Here is a 20,499-nt window from a genome sequence, read left to right on the forward strand (position 1 = left end):
TGAGCTTGCAGATTACGTGTCTGCAAGCTTTTTTATAAAATACATACCGATTGTCTTCATAAACAAAGTTAGGAGAGCAGAATGAAACGAGAAGATCCTTTATCCTTAATATTTCACTTCACAGATAAACAAGGTGACAGCCGGCCTCTTTTTTTTACGAACCCGAAAAAAGTGTTCACCGCCCATTCAATTGAGGATGTCCTTCCCCAATTCCAAAAAGTCCAGGAAGCAATTCAACAGGGGCATTATGCAGCGGGATATGTTTCCTATGAAGCGGCACCTGCTTTTGAAAAATCTTTTAAAGTAAAAGATGGAGCCAAAATGCCATTATTATGGTTCGGGATTTTTGATAAAGCGGAAGAAGAATTACCTGAAAAAATGACCGGGGCTTTTAATTTAGCTGAATGGAAATCAGAAATGGATTCAAATACCTATCATTCCGGGTTTCAAAGAATAAAATTCGAAATCGAGAAAGGCAATACCTATCAAGTCAATTATACGATGCGTTTGAAATCCCAATTCAAAGGAGATGACTTCGCTTTCTTTGATCGCTTGAAGAAAGCCCAACGCTCGAACTATAGTGCATATTTGAATGTGGGGACACATCGAATCCTATCGGCTTCACCCGAGTTGTTTTTCCGTTGGGAAGATGGTCAGCTGATTACTCGCCCAATGAAAGGAACGGTAAAGCGGGGAACGACTCTGAAAATGGATCAGCTCAATGCAGACTGGTTAGCAGCCTCGGAAAAGAATCAAGCTGAAAATTATATGATTGTGGACTTGCTGAGAAATGATTTGGGAATGATTGCAGAACCTGGAAGCGTCAAGGTTCCTCAGCTTAAGGCAATTGAAAAATATCCGACCGTTTGGCAAATGACATCCACGATTACAGCTGATACGAATCCGGAAACAACAATCATTGATATATTCAAGGCTCTTTTTCCATGTGGATCGATAACAGGCGCACCTAAAATAAAAACGATGGAGATCATTGCTGATATCGAGAATTCACCACGTGAAGTTTATTGCGGTGCAATCGGGTTTATCACCCCTGAATCCGAAGCCGTTTTTAATGTGCCGATTCGTACAGTCGTGATCGATAAGGCAACAGGGAAAGCTGAGTATGGGGTAGGCGGGGGAATCACCTGGGATTCCGAGTTATCGGAAGAATATGACGAAGCCTTTTTAAAAGCCAAATTATTGACGGTGGAAAGGCCTGCTTACAAACTATTGGAATCGATGAAACTCAAGGATGGCGAATATTATTTGTTGAATGATCATATCGATCGGATGAAACAATCCGCTGATTACTTCGATTACCGATTCTCTGAATTGTGTTTAAGAGATCGACTCCAAAAATATGCGGAATTAAACCTTGGGACGTTGCAAAAGGTAAGGGTGCTACTTAATGAAAATGGTGAAATTGAAGTCTCCGGACAAGCAATCAAGCCCCTTGATGCGGAATTTACGGCCATCCTGGCTGAAACTCCAATATCAAGTGCAAACCCATTTCTATTTCATAAGACCACCAATCGTGATGTATATGAAGGCTTTCAAATGAATAATCCCGACTTCCAGGATGTTCTGCTTTGGAATGAAGAAGGATTCATTACGGAATTCACGAATGGGAATGTTGTGGTGAAGATAAATGGTGAACTCTATACCCCTCCGGTGGACTCAGGTCTCCTTGCTGGAACATTTCGTCAAGACTTGATCAGGAAGAAGGAAATCAAAGAAAAAACCATTTCAAAGGATGACCTAAATAACGCTGAGGAAATTTGGTTTATTAATAGCGTGCGAGGGAAATTAAAAGTCAATTTAACTTTCTAAGCTGATTATTCGTAAAAAGTGAAAATTGAAATCTTTATTGCTGTTTATGGAATGCTTGCGAGTGAAAAAATATTCATTTGCTGACGAATAAACCGGAAATTCAGGAATGAGTATTGGAATAACATTCGGCCGGAGTGTCGCAAATTTCTTCAACGGTTTCATCACAAATAAAAGTCTAGTATTAAAATTTGAAAGGGAATCGGGATGAGAGCATTCCGAACCTCATTTTGTTTGACAAGCGCAAAGAAGTTCACGACAGTGAACTTCTTTTTCTTTATAAACCCCATGAGATCAATAAAAGGTGGATGGCCTTTTCCAATTCGGCTTCAGGGATCCCTGCAAAGCCCAATATGATTTTTGGAGGGGCATCGTCAATTTTTTCAATAGAATATGTCGATAGTCCATAAATTTTAATATGATTTTCGTTTGCCTTTTGAATAAGTGTCTCTTCATCCATTCCGTTCTTAACGATGAGGACGATATGCAAACCTGACCGTTCACCAATGATCTTTATTTGCTTATGTGGTTTAAACAAATCGATCACTTTATCCAACTTGCGACGGTAAACTTTCCTCATTCGATTCAAATGCTTTTCGAAATCGCCTTCCTTCATGAACTGTGTCAACACATGCTGATCGATCCGAGAAACGGTGGAATGGTAAAAAGATAATTCCTGTTGATGAATTTGTAACAATGGAGCGGGAAGAACCATATAACTGATCCGAATCGATGGCATTAATGATTTGGAAAACGACCCTAAATAAATTACCTTATCACCAGCATCCATACTTTGTAAGGAAGGAATTGTTTTTCCACTATAACGAAATTCACTATCATAATCGTCTTCGATAATATAGCGGTTTGTTGCCCCCTGGGACCAGTTCAACAATCGCGTCCTTCTGTTAACGGATAGGATCGTCCCATTTGGGAAGTGATGTGAGGGAGTGACATACACGACGTCGATCTTCGTATCTTCAATTTGGTTAACCTTTACGCCTTCTTCATCAATTTGCAGGGGGTGGACTTCATTTGGGTAGCTGCGTAAAATCCGGTGAATCAAGTGATACCCAGGATCTTCAACACCATAGATGGCATTTTTATCGAATAGAAGGACAAGCTGCTGCAATAAAATTTCCATTCCTGCACCAATGATGATCTGTTCGGGAACACATTGTACACCACGTGCATGATACAAATAATGGGCAATTTCACATCGTAGTTCATATTCCCCTTGAGAATCCCCCAGTAAAAGAAGATCTTGATGTGATTCATCGATTTTGCTTTTCGTGTATTTTCTCCATTTTTCAAATGGGAAGTGTTCCGTGTCAATTTGGCTGGGATGAAAATGATACAGTAATTCCCTTTTTTTATGATTATTTTTTTCCAAGGATACTTGGTTCGTTTGTGTATATTCTAAATCCTCGAATGTTTGAATATAGTACCCTTTTCTGGGTATGACTTCAACGTATCCTTCAGCAGTCAATTGTTCATATGCAGTCTCGACAGTATTTTGACTTATTTGAAGGAACTCTGCCAATTTCCGTTTGGATGGCAACTTTGTACCGTAAAGAAGACGGCCATCAATGATTTCTTTTTTAATATGTGAATATAATTGTTCGTACAAAGGTATTTCACTTGACCTAATTAAATCACAAGAAAGCATATTCATTTTGTTTCCACCTTTTATAATAATTTAATGATGACCCCATTAAGTTTATTAAAACTGACACTTTCAATGCGGTCAACTATTTTTTATACTAAGTCTAACAAATCCAAAAAATGCAAATATTAGGGGGAAGAGAAATGGAAAAATTATTAGGAACTGAAACAGTAAAAAGAGGAATGGCACAAATGCAAAAGGGTGGCGTAATCATGGACGTCATTAACGCTGAGCAAGCAAAAATCGCAGAAGCATCAGGTGCTGTCGCTGTCATGGCATTGGAAAGGGTTCCTTCCGACATCCGTGCGGCTGGCGGGGTAGCTAGAATGGCAGATCCGCGAATTGTCGAGGAAGTAATGAATGCAGTGTCCATCCCGGTCATGGCTAAAGCAAGGATTGGCCATATTGTTGAATCAAGGGTACTTGAATCCATGGGAGTGGATTATATCGATGAAAGTGAAGTGCTGACTCCTGCTGATGAAGAATACCATATTCTGAAAAGTGATTTCACCGTACCTTTCGTTTGTGGATGCCGTGATTTAGGCGAAGCTGCACGCCGTATTGGTGAAGGAGCATCAATGCTTCGTACAAAAGGAGAACCAGGTACTGGTAATATTGTGGAAGCTGTGCGTCATATGAGAAAGGTACAGTCACAAATTCGTAAAGTGAGCATCATGAGTGATGATGAATTAATGACAGAGGCAAAAAATATTGGAGCCCCTTATGAAATTTTAAGAGAAATCAAACGCACAGGTAAATTGCCTGTAGTTAACTTTGCAGCTGGCGGAATTGCCACTCCAGCTGATGCAGCACTGATGATGGAATTGGGAGCAGATGGCGTTTTTGTGGGTTCTGGTATTTTTAAATCTGAAAATCCAGAAAAATTCGCATCGGCAATCGTTCAAGCTACTACATATTTCACCGATTATGAATTGATTGGCCGGTTATCCAAAGAGTTGGGCAGTGCAATGAAAGGAATTGATATTTCCAAACTAGCTCCGGCAGAACGGATGCAGGAACGTGGATGGTAATATGATAACTATTGGTGTTTTGGGATTACAGGGAGCAGTTGAAGAACACTTGAACCAAATCAAAGCTGCCGGCGAACAAGCAATTATAGTAAAAAAACCGGAACAGTTGCTGGAAATCGACGGCTTGATCATTCCAGGCGGAGAAAGCACTACGATGAGGAAGCTAATGGATCGTTATGGATTTATGGAACCGATCAAAACTTTCTTCGAGGGTAAAAAACCTATTTTCGGTACATGTGCAGGGATGGTATTGGCGGCCAATGAATTGGCTGGCGATGAGAAGGCCTATCTTGGACTAATGGACATTTCCGTGAAACGGAACGGATTTGGACGTCAACGGGATAGTTTCGAGGCTGAACTAACAATCAAAGGAATGGAAGACCCTTATAAGGCTGTATTCATCCGGGCGCCGTTTGCTGATGGAATTGGAGAAGGTGTGGAAGTATTGGCAGTTTATGAAGAGAATGTAGTGGCTGCAAGACAAGACCATGTCCTTGTCAGTGCGTTTCATCCAGAATTAACAGGTGATGATCGTTTTCTGCAACTTTTCATTGAAATGGTGAAGACCTCCGTAAGTAAGGTCGAATTGAAAACCTCCTAAACAAATGAAGCTGTCCTATTAATAGGGCAGCTTCATTTTTGAATGCTCCTATCACTATAAAAATACATATTGCTTGAATTCAATATCCTTTACTTTTATAATATAAAAAGTAAGTAATCACTTACATGCTTTTTATTGGTGAGAGGGGAATGGAAATGACAGCAAGAGTTGCAGTTATTACAGGAGGAGCAAGCGGAATTGGCCGAGCAACATGCTTGAAATTCGCAGCAAAGGGGGACAAGGTCGTCGTTGCAGATTTTAATGAGGAAATGGGACAGGAAACTGTTGAACAGATAAAAGCGGATGGTGGAGAGGCCATCTTTGTTAAAACGGATGTTTCTAAGCAGGAAGAAGTTGAATCGTTAATCAATAAAGCAGTGCAAACATACGGAAGGATCGATATCATGTTTAATAATGCCGGCATTGGTGCAGGCGGTATGATCCTCGATCAAGATATGGAGGGTTACTTCAAGACGATTGAAGTGAACCAGCACGGAGTTGCTTTTGGAATCATGGCAGCAGGACGGAAAATGAAGGAGCTAGATAACAAGGGGGTCATTATAAATACCGCTTCCGTGTTTGGCTACTTAGCTTCCCATGGGACTTTTGCCTATCAGGCAACTAAAGGCGCTGTAAGAATGATGACACAGACAGCAGCTTTGGAATTGGGCGCTTATGGCATACGCGTAGTGGGCATTGCGCCAGGCGGGGTTGACACTCCTATCATACAAGGCTATAAAGATATGGGAATCATCGATAAATTGAATGCAAGTCAAATGCGCGGTAAATTAATCAAGCCAGAAGCCATTGCAAATGCCGTCTATCTATTATCGTTAGAGGAAGCGGATGCGATCAATGGAAGTGTAGTCATGGTCGATGATGGCTATGCATCTTTTAAGTGATTTTCAAAAAAAAAAGAAAACATCGTCCCAATTAGACGATGTTTTCTATTTATGATATATGGGAATATTAATTCTAACAAATCAAAGGTAATATTGACCGATTGCTACCACCGAGATATCATAGAAATAGATTGGTGAAACCGGTCTTATCTTTATAAAAGAAGGTTGATATTTTTGAAAAAAGGGCAGCAAACCAAAGAACGAATCATAAATGTAGCCCGGACTCTTTTTGCCACTAAAGGTTTTGACATGACAAGAACGAATGAAATTGCCTCTGCATGCAATGTTTCCGAAGCTACTATTTATAAATACTTTGACAGCAAAAAAGATTTGCTTTTGGCTACAATCACCCCTAATGAAAATGAGGAACCCGAAGATGTGACTAGCCATCTAGCCACGGATGAACTAGTGGAGAATCATGTTTGCACCATGATAAGAAAAATTCTTGAAAATAAAGAACAGTTTTCAATATTATTTAGGGAAACACAATTCGATCAAGATATTTCAAAGCAATATATAGATCAGATTTTCAAGACAAATGCCAAGCATATTGAAATACAAAAGAGAATAGATAGCGGAGAGATACAATATATCTCTGACATTATCCTATTTAATGTAGGGATCATTTCTTTTACATTGGCATTATCTACACATTATGAAATCCATCAACAAAAAAAGGAGCCGTATTTTACTCCTGAACGAATTAAGAACATTGCACAACTTTTGGTATATGGTATTCATGGTAAACAAAATCATACATAAAGAAACGGTCATATTTAAAGGCATGTGCATCAAGCCGCAAATATGACCGTTTTATATGCATTCAGAAACGATGCAGTCAAATTTGTGAATCTATTAAACCAGAGTGTAAGATTTGACTTATATTTTTCAGACTATTACGATAAATGTATACTACACGAAATGCTTTACGAAGAATTTATCTGGAAATCATGTAACAATGGAGGGGGATTGTATGAGCGATATCGTAATTTTATCAGGAAGTCCGGCTATTCCATCAAGAACGGACATTTCACTAAAACATATTCAATCATTAGTCGAAAAAGAAGGATTTACCACAGCTTATTTCTCAATAACGGATTTCTCAGCAGATGATTTATTCCAAGGGAAATATAATAGCGAAGATATTTTAAAACTTTCAGAGAGAATTCAAGCAGCCAGAGGAATCATCATTGGTTCACCGGTTTATAAGGCTTCTTATACAGGTGTATTAAAAGCCTTGATTGATTTGCTGCCAGAAGGTGCTTTCAAGGGTAAGCCAGTTCTGCCAATCATGATTGGTGGAAGTAACAGGCATCTATTGGCGATTGACTATGCGCTTAAACCATTAATCTCAATATTAAAAGGCGAACCGCTTCAGGGCATTTACTTTGTTGATAAGGAAATAGATAAACAGAATTCTGAAAATCCGATTAATGATTCACATTTAATTGATCGTGTCCAGAGTCAAGTTCAAGAATTTGTAGAAGCAATACAGTTAAGAAATTAATGAATTTCAAGTAATCCCTTCAACAAAAGGACTGGCATTCAAACGTATTTCTTAAAGTGATTACATTCGTCAATAATAGGTTTATTAATGAAAATAGACTCATTTTTTTGGAGACTCTATCTAAAAAAATGAGTCTATTTTCGTATTTAAATGAACATAAAATCATAAATTGAATAGTGTGTATAAAAATAACAGTTCATCCATAATATTAAACCAAGTTATTTTATAAGAAAACTCCATTGACAAGGATTAAATATATGTTAATATTTAAAATAATAAAACTTATCCAGAGCGACGGAGGGAATTGGCCCTTTGAAGTCCAGCAACCTGCATGATGGATGCAAGGTGCTACCTCCAACAAAATGTTGATCATTTTGGAAGATAAGGTAATGATATTTACCTTGGGATCTTTCCATCATGGAAAGATTTTTGTTTTTGGAAAAATTTCAGGTAAACCATAACAATGTAAGGTTGTATGGAATTATATAAAATTAAGAAATTCATTTAATCAGCGTCGAAAATAAAATATTCGCAGATTTTCTTAAAGGAGGAACTGGTTTGGATAAAGAGAATCAGCTTGAAGAAATATTTGAACGACTTCAAGAAATGCTTAATTCAATGAAATATGGATCGATTACACTTATAGTCCAGGATGGTAAAATCATTCAAATGGAAAGAAATGAAAAATTAAGAATTAAATAAGGTATCTGCTGACTAGAAAAACTAGAGGCGGGTTTAACTGATATAAAGAGAGTATTGGTTAGATTCGTCTCTTTTTCCTAGAATCAAATAAACTGGGGAAGATTAAAACGGGTATTGATCAACAGTTACTCTAATCTGATACAGCAAGTTTTTAGAGGGGGCTACAAAAGTTGGCTGGATTAATAAACTATGAAAATTTCAATTCAGGGGAATTCCCTGTATTTCCTGAAGACAGTGACACAAAAGGAGCTTTGGAAGTTCTGCAATGGGCGAATGACCATTATGGAAACAAACTGATTTATGCTTGCAGTTTTGGTATTGAAGGCATCGTGCTTACGGATTTATTGGCGAAGGTCAACCCTTCGGCAAAAATTGTTTTCCTTGATACAGATGTTCATTTTGAAGAGACCTACCAATTGATCGAGCAAGTGAAGAAGCGCTATCCAAAACTTTCAATCGAAATGAAGAAACCTGCCTTGACGCTTGAGGAACAAGCAGCGGAATATGGGGATGAATTATGGCTTAGTGATTCCAATAAGTGCTGTAACATCCGTAAGATCATTCCGCTTACCGATGTGCTTTCAACGGCAACAGCCTGGCTTTCGGGACTGCGGAGGGAGCAATCCGAAACAAGGGCTAAAACCGAGTATATCAATAAGGATAATAAGTTCAAGTCGGTTAAAATATGTCCACTCATACATTGGACATGGAAAGACGTTTGGCGCTACGCCCACAAAAACGGACTTCCATATAATATCCTGCATGATAATGGATATCCTAGCATTGGATGTAAAACGTGTACAGCACCTGCATTCAATGCAGATGATTTACGCTCAGGCCGTTGGCAAGGAGCACAAAAAACGGAATGCGGATTGCATTTATCTTAAATAAATAGAAACCATAGGGGGAAATTAGCATGACAATCAGTCTACCGCACGGAGGAACATTAATCGATCTTTGGGAACCAAAATATGATTTTAGTAAAATAACAAAGGCAATCGAAATCGATGAAATCGCTTTAAGTGATCTTGAATTGATAGGCACTGGTGCCTACAGTCCGATTAAGGGATTCTTTACAAAAAGTGACTATGAGACAGTGGTCAGGGATATGAGGCTTAGCAGCGGACATGTATGGAGCATCCCGATTACGCTTCCTTTGACCAAAGAAATTGCAGAAACCCTTACTATAGGTGAAGAAGTAACGCTGACTCATGAGGGTGAAACATACGGGGTTCTCACCGTTTCCGATATTTACACTCCGGATAAGCAATTGGAAGCGACATTAGTATATCAAACGGATGATGAGAAGCATCCCGGAGTGAAAAATTTATTTAACCGCGGTGATGTATATGTCGGCGGGGAAATAAAGTTGATTAAGAGAATAGAGCGTCCGTTATTCCAAGCTAATTATCTGGACCCTGTCGAGACAAGGAAAGCTTTTGCTGAAAAAGGGTGGGAAACGGTTGTCGGTTTCCAAACGAGGAACCCTGTTCACCGTGCACATGAATATATTCAAAAGACAGCATTGGAGATTGTCGACGGCTTATTCTTAAATCCTCTCGTAGGTGCCACTAAATCCGATGACATTCCGGCAGATGTAAGAATGGAAAGTTACAAAGTGCTGCTTGAGAAATATTATCCCAAGGATCGTGTCTCCCTTGCAGTTTTCCCTGCTGCCATGCGTTATGCAGGACCTAGAGAAGCCATTTTCCATGCAATGGTCCGTAAAAATTATGGATGCACCCATTTTATCGTCGGACGTGATCATGCGGGTGTGGGCGATTATTATGGCACATATGATGCCCAAAAAATCTTTGGGAATTTTAACGCCGATGAGTTAGGGATCACGTTATTATTCTTTGAACATAGTTTTTACTGTAAAGCATGCGGCAACATGGCTTCCGCTAAAACTTGTCCGCACGGCAGGGAAGATCATGTCATCCTGTCTGGAACGAAGGTAAGGGAAATGTTGCGTAATGGAGAAATTCCTCCAGCTACCTTTAGCCGTAAAGAGGTCATCGAGGTGTTGATCGAAGGTCTGAAAAAGAATGAAGTTTATAACTGATAGGACATAAATTGAAGGATCACATGAAGAGGGGGATTATTATATGAGTAAAAGTACGAATGTCACTTGGCATGAAACGTCATTGACCAAGGAGCTCCGCCGGAAGCAAAACGGGCATGAAAGCACAGTTCTATGGTTTACAGGACTCTCGGGTTCCGGAAAATCAACGATTGCGAACGCGGTCGCAAAAGAATTATATAATCGGAATATTCGAAGCTATGTTTTGGATGGTGATAATATCCGCCACGGTTTAAATAAAGATTTAGGTTTTTCTGAAGAGGATCGAACCGAGAATATTAGGCGGATCGGTGAGGTTTCCAAGTTATTCGTGGATAGTGGGCAGTTCGTATTGACTGCCTTCATATCTCCATTCAGGGCAGATCGGCAGATTGTACGTGATTTACTCGAAGAAGGGGAGTTTATTGAAGTATACATAAAGTGTCCGATCGAAGAGTGTGAGGTGCGTGATCCAAAGGGTCTATATGATAAGGCACGTAAAGGAATCATAAAAGATTTTACCGGAATCGACTCTCCGTACGAAGAACCAGAACAACCGGAAATCATTTTAGAATCCGACCAATACAGCATTGAAGAGTGTGTTGAACAGGTAATCGGCTATTTGACAGCAAAGAAAGCGATTTAATCAAGGAGGAAATGTAATGGTTTACGAAAAATTTTGGTCGGAAAATCCACTAATCGCTAAAAATAAAACGGAAATCTGGAAATTGGAAAAAGACGGATTGAAGATATTTGATGATATTCCACATTAAGCAGCAAATGGTTTTGATTCCATCCCTAAAGAGAATTGGGATATGTTCAAGTGGGCAGGTCTATACCTGCAACGGCCAAAAGAAGCTGGTTACTGGATGATGCGTGTCGTTATTCCCGGAGGTATCCTGACGTATGATCAACAAATAACTCTAGCTAACATCGCAAAAGATTACGGGAGGGGCGTATATGACATTACAACCCGTCAAGCCATTCAATTCCACTGGCTGACTATCGAACAAGTCCCGGATATCTTAAATCGTTTGGAAAAGGTTGGAATGACTACGGCTGGTGCTTGTGGTGATATCACACGTAATATCATCGGGAATGCATTAGCAGGCATCGATCCCGATGAACTTTTTGATACACGCGAGGTACTTTATGATGTATTTGAGTATTTCCGCCTTAACGAAGACTATTCCAACCTTCCGAGGAAATATAAAATGTCCATCAGTGCTAATATCCATAATGCTTCGAATGCTGAAATCAACTGTGTTTCATTCAATCCAGCCACTAAAGAAATCGATGGGGTGACGGAAGTTGGATTTCACGTGAAAGTAGGCGGGGGGCTTTCCTCCGTTCCGATGCTGGCAGAAGAACTTGATTTATTCATTTTACCTGAAAAAACAGTGGAAGTAGCGGCCGCCATCACGACGATATTCCGTGACTTTGGGTACCGTGAAAAGCGTCATCGCTCGCGCTTGAAATTCCTTGTTGCTGACTGGGGTCCTGAACAATTCAAGGAAAAATTGCTGGAATACACCGGTCCGCTTCCTGAAAAGGGAGAAAGTGCGGTGAAGGGATGGAATGCAGGTTATTTCTACGGCATCCATAAACAAAAGCAAGATGGTCTTAACTATGTTGGAGTCAATATACCAGTGGGTCGTCTAAATCCGGACGAAGTGATTGAGTTTGCCGAACTTGCGAAAAAATATGGAAATGGTGAAATCCGCAACTGTAATTCCCAAAATCTAATCATTCCCAATGTGCCGGATGCAAAACTTGAGGAATTAAAGCAGGAAACCATCTTTGAAAGATTTCCATATCAACCAAAGAAATTCATTGGTTATTCCGTCTCTTGTACAGGCATTGAGTATTGCAACCTGGCCCTTGTAGAAACTAAAAACCGAATGAGGACCATTTCTGAATCACTGGACAAGGAAATAGATCTCGATGTACCTGTAAGGATGCATATGGTCGGTTGTCCGAATAATTGCGGTCAAAGAGCCATCGCCGAAATAGGGCTGCAAGGCATAAAAATGAAAAACCAGGACAAAAAGATGGTCGAGGCATTTGAAATATACGTTGGAGGAACGCTGGACGAAGGCGGGAAGTTCAATGAAAAACTTAAAGGAAAAGTGGAAGCTGATCAGCTCTATCATGTTTTGAAAGAATTGATCCTATTTTTCAAAGAAACAAAACTTCTATCAGAAACCTTTCTCGATTTTGTGGAAAGGATAGGGGTAGACGAGTTACAAAGTAAACTTGATGATATATTAGCGGGAGTTTCCGTTTAATAGGGGAAGGTAAGCATTCCATGAATCTATACCGTTTTGAAGTCACTATCAAGGAAAAACCAATCCATGTCATCATTGTTGCCGATTCAGATGAAAAGGCTTTTGAACTTGTTGATATCGAACTGGAAAAGCATTATTTGAAATTGCCTGAAGTGGATGACATCTCATTATATGAAAAAAGGAAAATTAAAAATGGAGCAGGTTTCGTTTTATCGGAATTCGAAACAATTCTCTAAGGGAAGGCAGGTTGCAAAAATGGGGAAAGTATATCTAGTAGGAGCCGGTCCCGGAGATCCAGATTTAATTACATTAAAAGGATTAAAATGCATTCAAGAAGCTGATGTCATTTTATATGATCGACTTGTGAATAAAGAACTATTGAATCATGCAAAAGACGGTGTAGAGCTGATTAATTGCGGTAAACTGCCGGATTATCATTTATTGCAGCAGGATACCATCAATCGGTTCCTGGTCAAATATGCAAAAAAGGGGAAAATAGTCACCCGCTTGAAAGGCGGAGATCCTTTCGTCTTTGGGAGAGGCGGGGAGGAAGCGGAAGCCCTTGCCAAAAGTGGCGTGAGCTATGAAATCGTACCAGGAATTACCGCTGGAATCGCCGCTACAGCTTATGCGGGAATTCCAGTTACACATAGGGACCATGCTTCATCATTTGCAATTGTTACCGGTCATCGGAAAAAGGATGAAGAGGATAATATCAAGTGGGAATCCCTTGCAAAAGGAATCGATACATTGGCCATTTATATGGGCGTTAAAAACCTGCCATATATTCAAGGAAAACTATTGGAACATGGAAAAAGTCCTGAGACTCCGGTAGCCCTTATTCATTGGGGGACATTAAAAACGCAAAAAACAGCTGTCAGTACATTGGCTAATGTAGTGGAAACCGCCAATAACGAACAGATTTCGAACCCTTGCATGATAGTCGTGGGCGATGTCGTTAATTTACGAGAAAAAATTAAATGGTTTGAAGGAAAACAAACCGAAAATTTGTTGGCGAATGAGGCCTTTTAATGGAAGCCATTTTATATATTTGCCATGGCAGCCGTGTTAAAGAAGCTTCAACCCAAGCCATTGATTTTATTAAAGTTTGTATGCAAGCACAGCCCAATTCCATTCAAGAGTATTGCTTCTTGGAATTGGAAACTCCAACAATTGAAGAAGCCTACGAACGATGCGTACAAAAGGGTGCGACGAGAATCATTGCCATTCCAGTTCTATTGCTAACAGCTGTACATGCAAAACATGATATTCCAGTCATATTGAACAAAATGAAAGAACGGTACCCTGCCGTTGACTTGAAATATGGAAGGCCAATTGGTGTCAGTGATAAAATGGTTGACATATTAGTGGAACGGTTGGAGGAAACAAATGTAAAGGTTACGGAGGATTCCTTGGTTTTATTGGTTGGAAGGGGAAGCAGTGATCCCGACGTGAAAAGGGATTTGTCTCGATTGGCCGATTTGCTAAGGAATAGGTTTCAAAAAATCCGTGTGCAAGAGTGTTATTTGACAGCTGCCACACCGAGCTTAGGAGAAGCATTGGAATTTGCACAGGAATCTCGATCAAACCAAGTATTTATCATTCCTTACCTATTGTTTACCGGTCTCTTAATGCAGTCCATCGAAAATAGTATAAAAATGATCCAAAAAAAGGGTAAGCAGAAATTCATACTTTGCCGATACCTAGGTTATCACCCAAAGATTGAAAAAGCCATATCGGAACGAATTCATGAAGTGAGTGGGGAGGGAGCTTATGTATCCAATTACGCTTAATATTGAGAAAAGAAAGTGTGTCATCATCGGCGGTGGGAAAATTGGTTTCTTTAAAGCGGGTCCAATATTGGAAGCCGGTGCTGATGTGACAGTCGTAAGCCCCGAGATATGCACTGGTTTTCAATTGTTGGAGAAAGAAGGTAAGATTCGAGTTTTACTTAAAGAAGTGGAAGAAACAGACTATAAAGATGCGTTTTTAATCATTGTTGCAACAAACTCTACTGAAGTTAATGAACGAGTGTACGAAAATGCATCCGAAAGTCAGTTGGTGAACGTAATCAGTAATCATGAGCTGGGTAATTTTCATATACCGGCGACAGTGAATAGAGGCATGCTTTCCATAAGTGTTTCCACCAATGGAGCAAGTCCAACGCTCGCAAAAAAAATTCGGAATGACTTAGGTAAAGTATATGATGAATCGTATGAAGAATATCTTGAATTCCTTTTTGAAGCAAGGATGATAATAAAGAATGGTTCATTTTCAAAAGAGGAAAAATCCAAGTTATTGAAAGATTCAATAGAGGATATTTATAAATATTCCCTAAAAGAAAGATATCGTTTTTTAGCTAGGCTTTTACCAGTAGAAGCTGAAGAAAATATATCATTGGGCTGATCAGAAAAACTGAAGGCACCTAACCAACATGTCATTTCATTTTGGTTAGGTGCCTCTTTGTGTCTTAACGGAAATCTAAATGGTTTATACAGGCAAACGGTACCGTCGGGTCGGTGTTATTTAGGTTCTATTTTAGTGAAAAAAGGGGAATGTCATGAAAAAGTTAATCGTTTTAGCCTTTATCGGGTTTTTAGCCCAATTAATCGATGGCTCGCTTGGAATGGGGTATGGAGTGAGTTCCACTTCCTTATTGTTGACATTCGGGATTGCCCCTGCAGTAGCATCAGCATCCGTTCATTTATCGGAAGTAGTGACCACAGCAGTATCCGGAGCTTCGCATATAAAGTTTGGGAATGTGGATAGAAATATGGTCTATCGTTTGATAATTCCAGGTTCTGTTGGTGCATTTGTAGGTGCATGTTTCCTGAGCAACCTGCCAGCCGAATTAGCAAAACCGTATATTGCCATATTTTTATTTGGCCTGGGTGTTTACGTTTTATTCCGCTTTTTATTTATTTTTAAACCGTCGAAGGAAACTGAAATCGTAAAGCCATTGACCGCAAAACAATCCATTCCGTTAGGCCTTTTTGCAGGCTTTTGTGATGCAACAGGCGGAGGCGGTTGGGGACCGATTGCAACGCCCGTTTTATTGTCAAAAAAAGGCATGACGGCGAGAAAAGCCGTAGGGACTGTAGATACGAGTGAATTTGCCATTGCTTTCTTCGGAAGTCTTGGTTTTATCATTTCGCTTGGATGGGAAGCTGTCAATTGGCTTTGGGTCGTAGCATTGATAATTGGTGGTGTGGTTGCCGCACCGATTGCAGCCTGGCTCGTCAGGATGCTACCTGCTCAATTAATGGGTGTTTTAGTGGGTGGTTTCATTATCTTAATCAATGTAAGAACATTATTAGCTACATGGATTCCGATTGAAGCTCATATATATATCTATACAGGCATAGTGATTATATGGCTTTCTGGAATTCTTCTAACCATCAATAAGATGTCCAATGCGAGAAAACATGATCATATCGAACAACGGCAAAATGTTTCCTGATTTCCGAGATTGAAAGAAGCGAATATACACAAAAGCGTATTCAGAAATGTAACTTAAAAACTCGTAGGTACATAAATGCCTACGAGTAAAGTATTTTGCCATGGATTACCCCTTTAAAGTTGTTGTTCATTAAAGGTTCTTGATCCTGTCAAATAGATTTAACTCTCTTAATTATCGAGAGATTGAAGCCCCCGGTCTATTCTCCTAACAGATTAATCAATGGTATCCCCTTTAAAAAAGTCAGCTATCGTGAGAGATTTAATAATTTTAGAACAGCAGCAGAACCATTAATTGATGGCCATGCATTTAGTTCAAATGAGTGAATTGTACTTTCATATAATATAATAAGCGTTATAATATTTTTTTATTATCGATTTTAAATCCCTTCCTATTTGAACATCGGGATTTAGTTGTTGGAGGCTATTTCACCGTCCCAAAATATCCGAGATTTCCATAAAAAATAAAAGGGCCTTTCGCATGCCTTTGTTTTCAAAGTAACCAGGCCATTGGTCTGCATGTGCACTTTCACATTCTCTTGTTCCCCAGTGAAATGAATGAACTCTTTCTTGCTTTAAAAATTGGATGCTATCAGCTACATGCTTTAATGTCCATTAGCTGGCTGTCGTTTTCGACGATGAATACATGAAGATTGGGGACATCCTCTATTTTTGAATACCTGAAAGCTTTGTTTAAAAGCATGCACGTTTTTGCTTTATGCCGGGTTGTCTTTGTGAGTATAGATTTGGGCACTCAGAGGATATTCACTTTTCTTCATAATTCCAATGAAGGGGAATGGGGAGAAATCGGTTATCAAATCCATTGCATTTAATGGTGTATTCTTTGGGAAGTAATTTTGTATATGTTTTTTTACCGGTTCACTAACTGCAACAGCGCCATTTGTAAACTGTAAAAAAACTTGTATAACTAATTTCCGGAAGTGTGTCCCGTGAAGAGTCAGGAACGGACTTTTTTAGGAGCAATAGGTTTTTTAATATTCAATTTGTCAGTTTTTCACCCATATTATTCAGCTATCATCGTTCATTCTATTCAAAACGTTATTAGTTTTGGCTGTTTTCGCATACTTTGTTGCTATTTACCAAGTGATGTGGTGTGGTTGATTTCCCCTCAAAATGCTCGCCTTCCGCGGGGCGGGCGGTGAGACCCTCCTCGGCGTAAACAAATGGGGTCTTACCTGTCCCTCTGCTCCCGCAGGAGTCTCGCACTTCCACTCCAATCAACCTTAAATAGTCGCGTTTTAAAAACAACAATCTTAACGAGAAGAGCCTTGGTTTTTAATATAAGTCGTGAAAATGGCGGAAAAGGTAGTTAAATATTTTTCAGTTTTGTACAATGATTAAATAGTAAATAGCAAATTTTAAAAGGAGTTTTAATATGGAGGGCATCTCTGATCATTTAAAGGAAGATTTGGATATATTGTTCGTAGGTTTCAATCCAAGCATTCGTTCAGGCCAGACTGGCCATCATTATGCGAATCCAAACAATCGCTTTTGGAGAATCCTCTTCGAGTCGGGGTTGACGCCAAGGAAATATGAACCAACGGAAGACTCGTCTTTACTGGAACTAGGTTATGGTTTCACCAATATCGTTTCAAGGCCTACAAAAGGTGCGGACGAAATCACTAAAGAAGAGTACATAAAAGGAAGGAAGCAATTAAAAAGGAAAATTGAAAAGTATAAACCTAAACTAGTCTGTTTTGTAGGCAAGGGTGTCTATCAGGAATATCGTCAATTACGAAAATTCTCTTGGGGGCTTCAAGAAGAACCTTCATTGAATGAGACCATTGAATTCGTTGCCCCTTCTTCCAGCGGTTTAGTAAGAATGCCGATAGAACAAATCATCGAAATATATAGGGAGTTGCCAATTCTGCTTGGCAAGCTGAAAAGCAATTGATTAAAACAAGGGTGGAATTTTATGAGTCAGGATAGTGCTGAATGGAAAAGCGATGGATTTTCCGAGGTTAATGATGGGGAAGGCTTTTGGCAAGGAGTAAAGGATTGCATTCCTACATTATTGGGATACCTAAGTATCGGTTTTGCTGCAGGGGTCGTCGAAAAAACGTCTGGATTAAGTATGATTGAAGTGGCACTTATGTCGCTTTTGCTCTATGCAGGGTCTGGCCAATTCATAGCTGCGGGGATGATAGCTGCAAGTCATCCAGTATCGGCCATAATTTTTACGATTTTTTTTGTGAACAGTCGCCATCTATTACTTAGTGCTGCATTGGCTCCATATTTCAAGCAGCAAAGTTTGAAACAAAACCTGATAACCGGAGCCTTATTAACTGATGAAACCTTTGGAGTGGCCGTCACGGCGGCACAGAAGAGGAAACAACTTGATTTTCAATGGATGCTTGGACTGAATCTTGCAGCCTATTTAAATTGGTTCATTGCAAATATTGCCGGCGGTTTCTTTGGCCAATGGATTCCAAATCCCGAAAAATATGGGATGGACTTCGCCCTGCCAGCGATGTTTATCGGCCTTTTAGTTCTGCAAATATTAAGTAAAAAGGACTTTTTTATAGATCTTGCAGTCGCGTTTAGCAGCATATTAATCGTTGTTGCAGTAAGTTTCTTCTTTCCAGGCAGTACTGGCGTCATAGTGGCAACTGTTGTAGCTGCAACGATAGGGATGGTGATTGGCAGGTGGAAATAAGCGGATATATCCTTGCTGTGATTGTAGGGATTTCGATTGTAACTTTCATACCCAGGGTCGTCCCTTTGGTACTGCTTAGTAAAATGGAGATTCCAAAGTGGGGCATCGATTGGCTTAAGCATGTGCCAGTGGCTGTAATGGCGGCGTTGTTGGCTCAAGAACTTCTATTATCGGAACAGGTCTTTTCAATTAAGGATAATGCTTTGAATTTGGCCGCAGCTTTACCGGCTTTTCTGGTTGCCATTTTTACGAGAAGTCTATTGGGTACGGTTGTGATTGGCGTGCTTTCATTGATGATATTACGATTTTTCTTTTAATATATACTAAACAATTAAATGATAGGCCGATATAACCAGTAATGGATTGCCATTACTGGGTTTTTATTTTTCAAAGAACATTTTTCATGACAGGCCGCTTTTTTAGTTCGTTTCGATTAGGCAAATGACGCTTTTTAATGAACATTGGAAGCTTGATTATCAAAAAGGGCAGTGATTACATAAACTAAGGTGAATGTACTTCTGAAAAATTGTTTTGGTTAGCTGAATTGAAAGCGCTTCAAATTGAAAATGAAACAACAAACGTTTAGAAAATGGGAGTCTGTCAACAATGGGAATAGGCAAGTTACTATGGAGGTGTCAATTAATGAATGTGAATGGTGCACTAGAGGTTCTTGATCGCATGCGGCTTCCTAATGGCGCATATACTGCAAGCGTTTCCGATGATTATAATTATGTCTGGATAAGGGATGTCGTTTATACAGTAATCCCTTTCATAAATGATCCATCCAATCGTTACGAGAAAGCATATCATGCTTTATTCGACTTATTTCAATCCTATGAGTGGAAGATAGATATTCATACGGAACAGAAACCTCAGTTTTTATTTGAACATATCCATGCAAGGTATTCCACTGAGCTTAAAGAACTGCCCGATGAGTGGGGGCATGCCCAGAATGATGCGATAGGTGCCTTTTTATGGGGTGTCGGTGAAGGGTATAGGCATGGTAAAAAGGTGATGAGAAATCAACGGGATTTACAAATTGTTCAAAAGTTGGTCAATTACTTGGAATGCCTGCAATATTGGCAATCGGAAGATAATGGGATGTGGGAAGAAAATATAGAAATCCACGCTTCAAGCATAGGTGCATGTGTGGCTGGTTTGAATTCAGTCAAAATGCTGGTCAGCGTCAAGGAAGAGCTGATTAAAAAGGGAGAAGAAACTCTTCGTTTCTTACTTCCAAGGGAAAGTTATTCAAAAGAGACGGATTTAGCCCTTTTATCCTTAATTTATCCTTATCGGCTGGTAGACCGTGAAATAGCAATAAAAATATTGAAGAATGTCACGGAGCGCCTTGAAAGAACAAATGGTTGTATAAGATATGAAAAGGACCTTTATTATAATGACGGTCAAGAGGCGGAATGGTGTTTCGGGCTTCCGTGGTTGGGCTTATGCTACCTTGAACTTGGAATGATGAACAAAGTTAAGGAATATATTGATAAAACGAAAATGATCATACCGGAAAATTGGGAAGTACCCGAATTATATATAGGGGGCAGGAATATTCCGAACAAGAATACTCCTTTGGCATGGTCAGTATCATTATCCTATTTATTTTTGACGAAGACTTCCATGATTCGAACTGAACAAATAACATGAAGCATTCATACATGATACCTTAAAGCTCTTTCCAAAAAAATGGGGAGGGCTTTTATTGGTATAATAATTTTTTTTACAATAAATGTATAATTTTCTTGAAAAATGTTTGAATTTACAAAAAAACGGC

Annotated in this window: 20 protein-coding genes, 1 pseudogene and 1 riboswitch; of the genes and pseudogenes, 20 read left to right on the forward strand and 1 reads right to left on the reverse strand. The window is 39.5% G+C overall.

The genetic code is table 11. The annotated features are described in order from the left end of the window. Window positions 1–81: 81 nt before the first annotated feature. The gene (gene pabB / locus ACFRAK_RS20370) at window positions 82–1,830 is read left to right on the forward strand and encodes an aminodeoxychorismate synthase component I (protein ID WP_394572340.1); all 1,749 of its coding nucleotides are present in this window, start codon (window positions 82–84) and stop codon (window positions 1,828–1,830) included. Window positions 1,831–2,104: 274 nt separating this feature from the next. Here pabB and pdxR read toward each other — a convergent pair whose 3' ends face one another. Further along, on the reverse strand, window positions 2,105–3,499 hold the full coding sequence (pdxR, locus tag ACFRAK_RS20375) for a MocR-like pyridoxine biosynthesis transcription factor PdxR (RefSeq protein WP_387707520.1): 1,395 nt from the start codon (window positions 3,497–3,499) through the stop codon (window positions 2,105–2,107). 134 nt (window positions 3,500–3,633) lie between these two features. On the opposite strand from pdxR, the gene pdxS reads away from it, so the two are divergent. The 19 genes and pseudogenes from pdxS to ACFRAK_RS20470 all read left to right on the forward strand — a co-directional run bounded on the left by pdxS (window position 3,634) and on the right by ACFRAK_RS20470 (window position 20,372). After that, window positions 3,634–4,521 (forward strand): pyridoxal 5'-phosphate synthase lyase subunit PdxS, encoded by an 888-nt coding sequence (gene pdxS, locus ACFRAK_RS20380; RefSeq protein ID WP_192204942.1) that lies wholly within the window; start codon window positions 3,634–3,636, stop codon window positions 4,519–4,521. Window position 4,522: 1 nt separating this feature from the next. After that, entirely contained in the window at window positions 4,523–5,122 is a 600-nt protein-coding gene (pdxT, locus tag ACFRAK_RS20385) for a pyridoxal 5'-phosphate synthase glutaminase subunit PdxT (protein WP_387598916.1), read from the forward strand. A 155-nt stretch (window positions 5,123–5,277) separates the two neighbouring features. Continuing rightward, on the forward strand, window positions 5,278–6,024 hold the full coding sequence (locus tag ACFRAK_RS20390; protein ID WP_394572341.1) for an SDR family NAD(P)-dependent oxidoreductase: 747 nt from the start codon (window positions 5,278–5,280) through the stop codon (window positions 6,022–6,024). A gap of 174 nt (window positions 6,025–6,198) precedes the next feature. Beyond that, window positions 6,199–6,786, forward strand: coding sequence for a TetR/AcrR family transcriptional regulator (locus ACFRAK_RS20395; RefSeq protein ID WP_387598913.1), 588 nt, complete (start codon window positions 6,199–6,201; stop codon window positions 6,784–6,786). Window positions 6,787–6,997: 211 nt separating this feature from the next. Further along, on the forward strand, window positions 6,998–7,531 hold the full coding sequence (gene ssuE, locus ACFRAK_RS20400) for an NADPH-dependent FMN reductase (protein ID WP_192204939.1): 534 nt from the start codon (window positions 6,998–7,000) through the stop codon (window positions 7,529–7,531). 279 nt (window positions 7,532–7,810) lie between these two features. Continuing rightward, window positions 7,811–7,919: riboswitch (SAM riboswitch) on the forward strand. Between the two features lie 170 nt (window positions 7,920–8,089). Further along, window positions 8,090–8,233 (forward strand): YezD family protein, encoded by a 144-nt coding sequence (locus tag ACFRAK_RS20405; RefSeq protein WP_072273036.1) that lies wholly within the window; start codon window positions 8,090–8,092, stop codon window positions 8,231–8,233. 182 nt (window positions 8,234–8,415) lie between these two features. Further along, window positions 8,416–9,120, forward strand: coding sequence for a phosphoadenylyl-sulfate reductase (locus tag ACFRAK_RS20410; protein WP_260288317.1), 705 nt, complete (start codon window positions 8,416–8,418; stop codon window positions 9,118–9,120). A 29-nt stretch (window positions 9,121–9,149) separates the two neighbouring features. After that, window positions 9,150–10,298, forward strand: coding sequence for a sulfate adenylyltransferase (gene sat / locus ACFRAK_RS20415; RefSeq protein ID WP_387598908.1), 1,149 nt, complete (start codon window positions 9,150–9,152; stop codon window positions 10,296–10,298). 43 nt (window positions 10,299–10,341) lie between these two features. Further along, entirely contained in the window at window positions 10,342–10,941 is a 600-nt protein-coding gene (gene cysC / locus ACFRAK_RS20420; protein ID WP_061463380.1) for an adenylyl-sulfate kinase, read from the forward strand. A 16-nt stretch (window positions 10,942–10,957) separates the two neighbouring features. After that, window positions 10,958–12,583, forward strand: a pseudogene (locus tag ACFRAK_RS20425) (nitrite/sulfite reductase). A gap of 20 nt (window positions 12,584–12,603) precedes the next feature. After that, window positions 12,604–12,819 (forward strand): DUF3906 family protein, encoded by a 216-nt coding sequence (locus ACFRAK_RS20430; protein WP_260288293.1) that lies wholly within the window; start codon window positions 12,604–12,606, stop codon window positions 12,817–12,819. Between the two features lie 19 nt (window positions 12,820–12,838). After that, entirely contained in the window at window positions 12,839–13,615 is a 777-nt protein-coding gene (gene cobA / locus ACFRAK_RS20435) for a uroporphyrinogen-III C-methyltransferase (protein WP_387598900.1), read from the forward strand. Next, the gene (locus ACFRAK_RS20440; RefSeq protein ID WP_394572344.1) at window positions 13,615–14,376 is read left to right on the forward strand and encodes a sirohydrochlorin chelatase; all 762 of its coding nucleotides are present in this window, start codon (window positions 13,615–13,617) and stop codon (window positions 14,374–14,376) included. The genes cobA and ACFRAK_RS20440 overlap by 1 nt, the downstream gene beginning before the upstream one ends. Next, complete coding sequence (locus ACFRAK_RS20445; protein ID WP_394572346.1) at window positions 14,357–14,989, forward strand: NAD(P)-binding protein; 633 nt, start codon at window positions 14,357–14,359, stop codon at window positions 14,987–14,989. Before ACFRAK_RS20440 ends, ACFRAK_RS20445 begins: the two co-directional genes overlap by 20 nt. Before the next feature lie 154 nt (window positions 14,990–15,143). Then, window positions 15,144–16,043 (forward strand): sulfite exporter TauE/SafE family protein, encoded by a 900-nt coding sequence (locus ACFRAK_RS20450; RefSeq protein ID WP_349728375.1) that lies wholly within the window; start codon window positions 15,144–15,146, stop codon window positions 16,041–16,043. A 1,392-nt stretch (window positions 16,044–17,435) separates the two neighbouring features. Further along, entirely contained in the window at window positions 17,436–17,954 is a 519-nt protein-coding gene (locus tag ACFRAK_RS20455) for a mismatch-specific DNA-glycosylase (protein WP_394572348.1), read from the forward strand. A 21-nt stretch (window positions 17,955–17,975) separates the two neighbouring features. After that, the gene (locus ACFRAK_RS20460; protein WP_394572349.1) at window positions 17,976–18,716 is read left to right on the forward strand and encodes an AzlC family ABC transporter permease; all 741 of its coding nucleotides are present in this window, start codon (window positions 17,976–17,978) and stop codon (window positions 18,714–18,716) included. After that, complete coding sequence (locus ACFRAK_RS20465) at window positions 18,707–19,033, forward strand: AzlD domain-containing protein (RefSeq protein WP_387598887.1); 327 nt, start codon at window positions 18,707–18,709, stop codon at window positions 19,031–19,033. Before ACFRAK_RS20460 ends, ACFRAK_RS20465 begins: the two co-directional genes overlap by 10 nt. A gap of 325 nt (window positions 19,034–19,358) precedes the next feature. Continuing rightward, on the forward strand, window positions 19,359–20,372 hold the full coding sequence (locus ACFRAK_RS20470) for a glycoside hydrolase family 15 protein (protein ID WP_394572351.1): 1,014 nt from the start codon (window positions 19,359–19,361) through the stop codon (window positions 20,370–20,372). The last annotated feature ends 127 nt before the right edge of the window (window positions 20,373–20,499 follow it).

Source organism: Peribacillus sp. NPDC056705 (assembly GCF_043656335.1).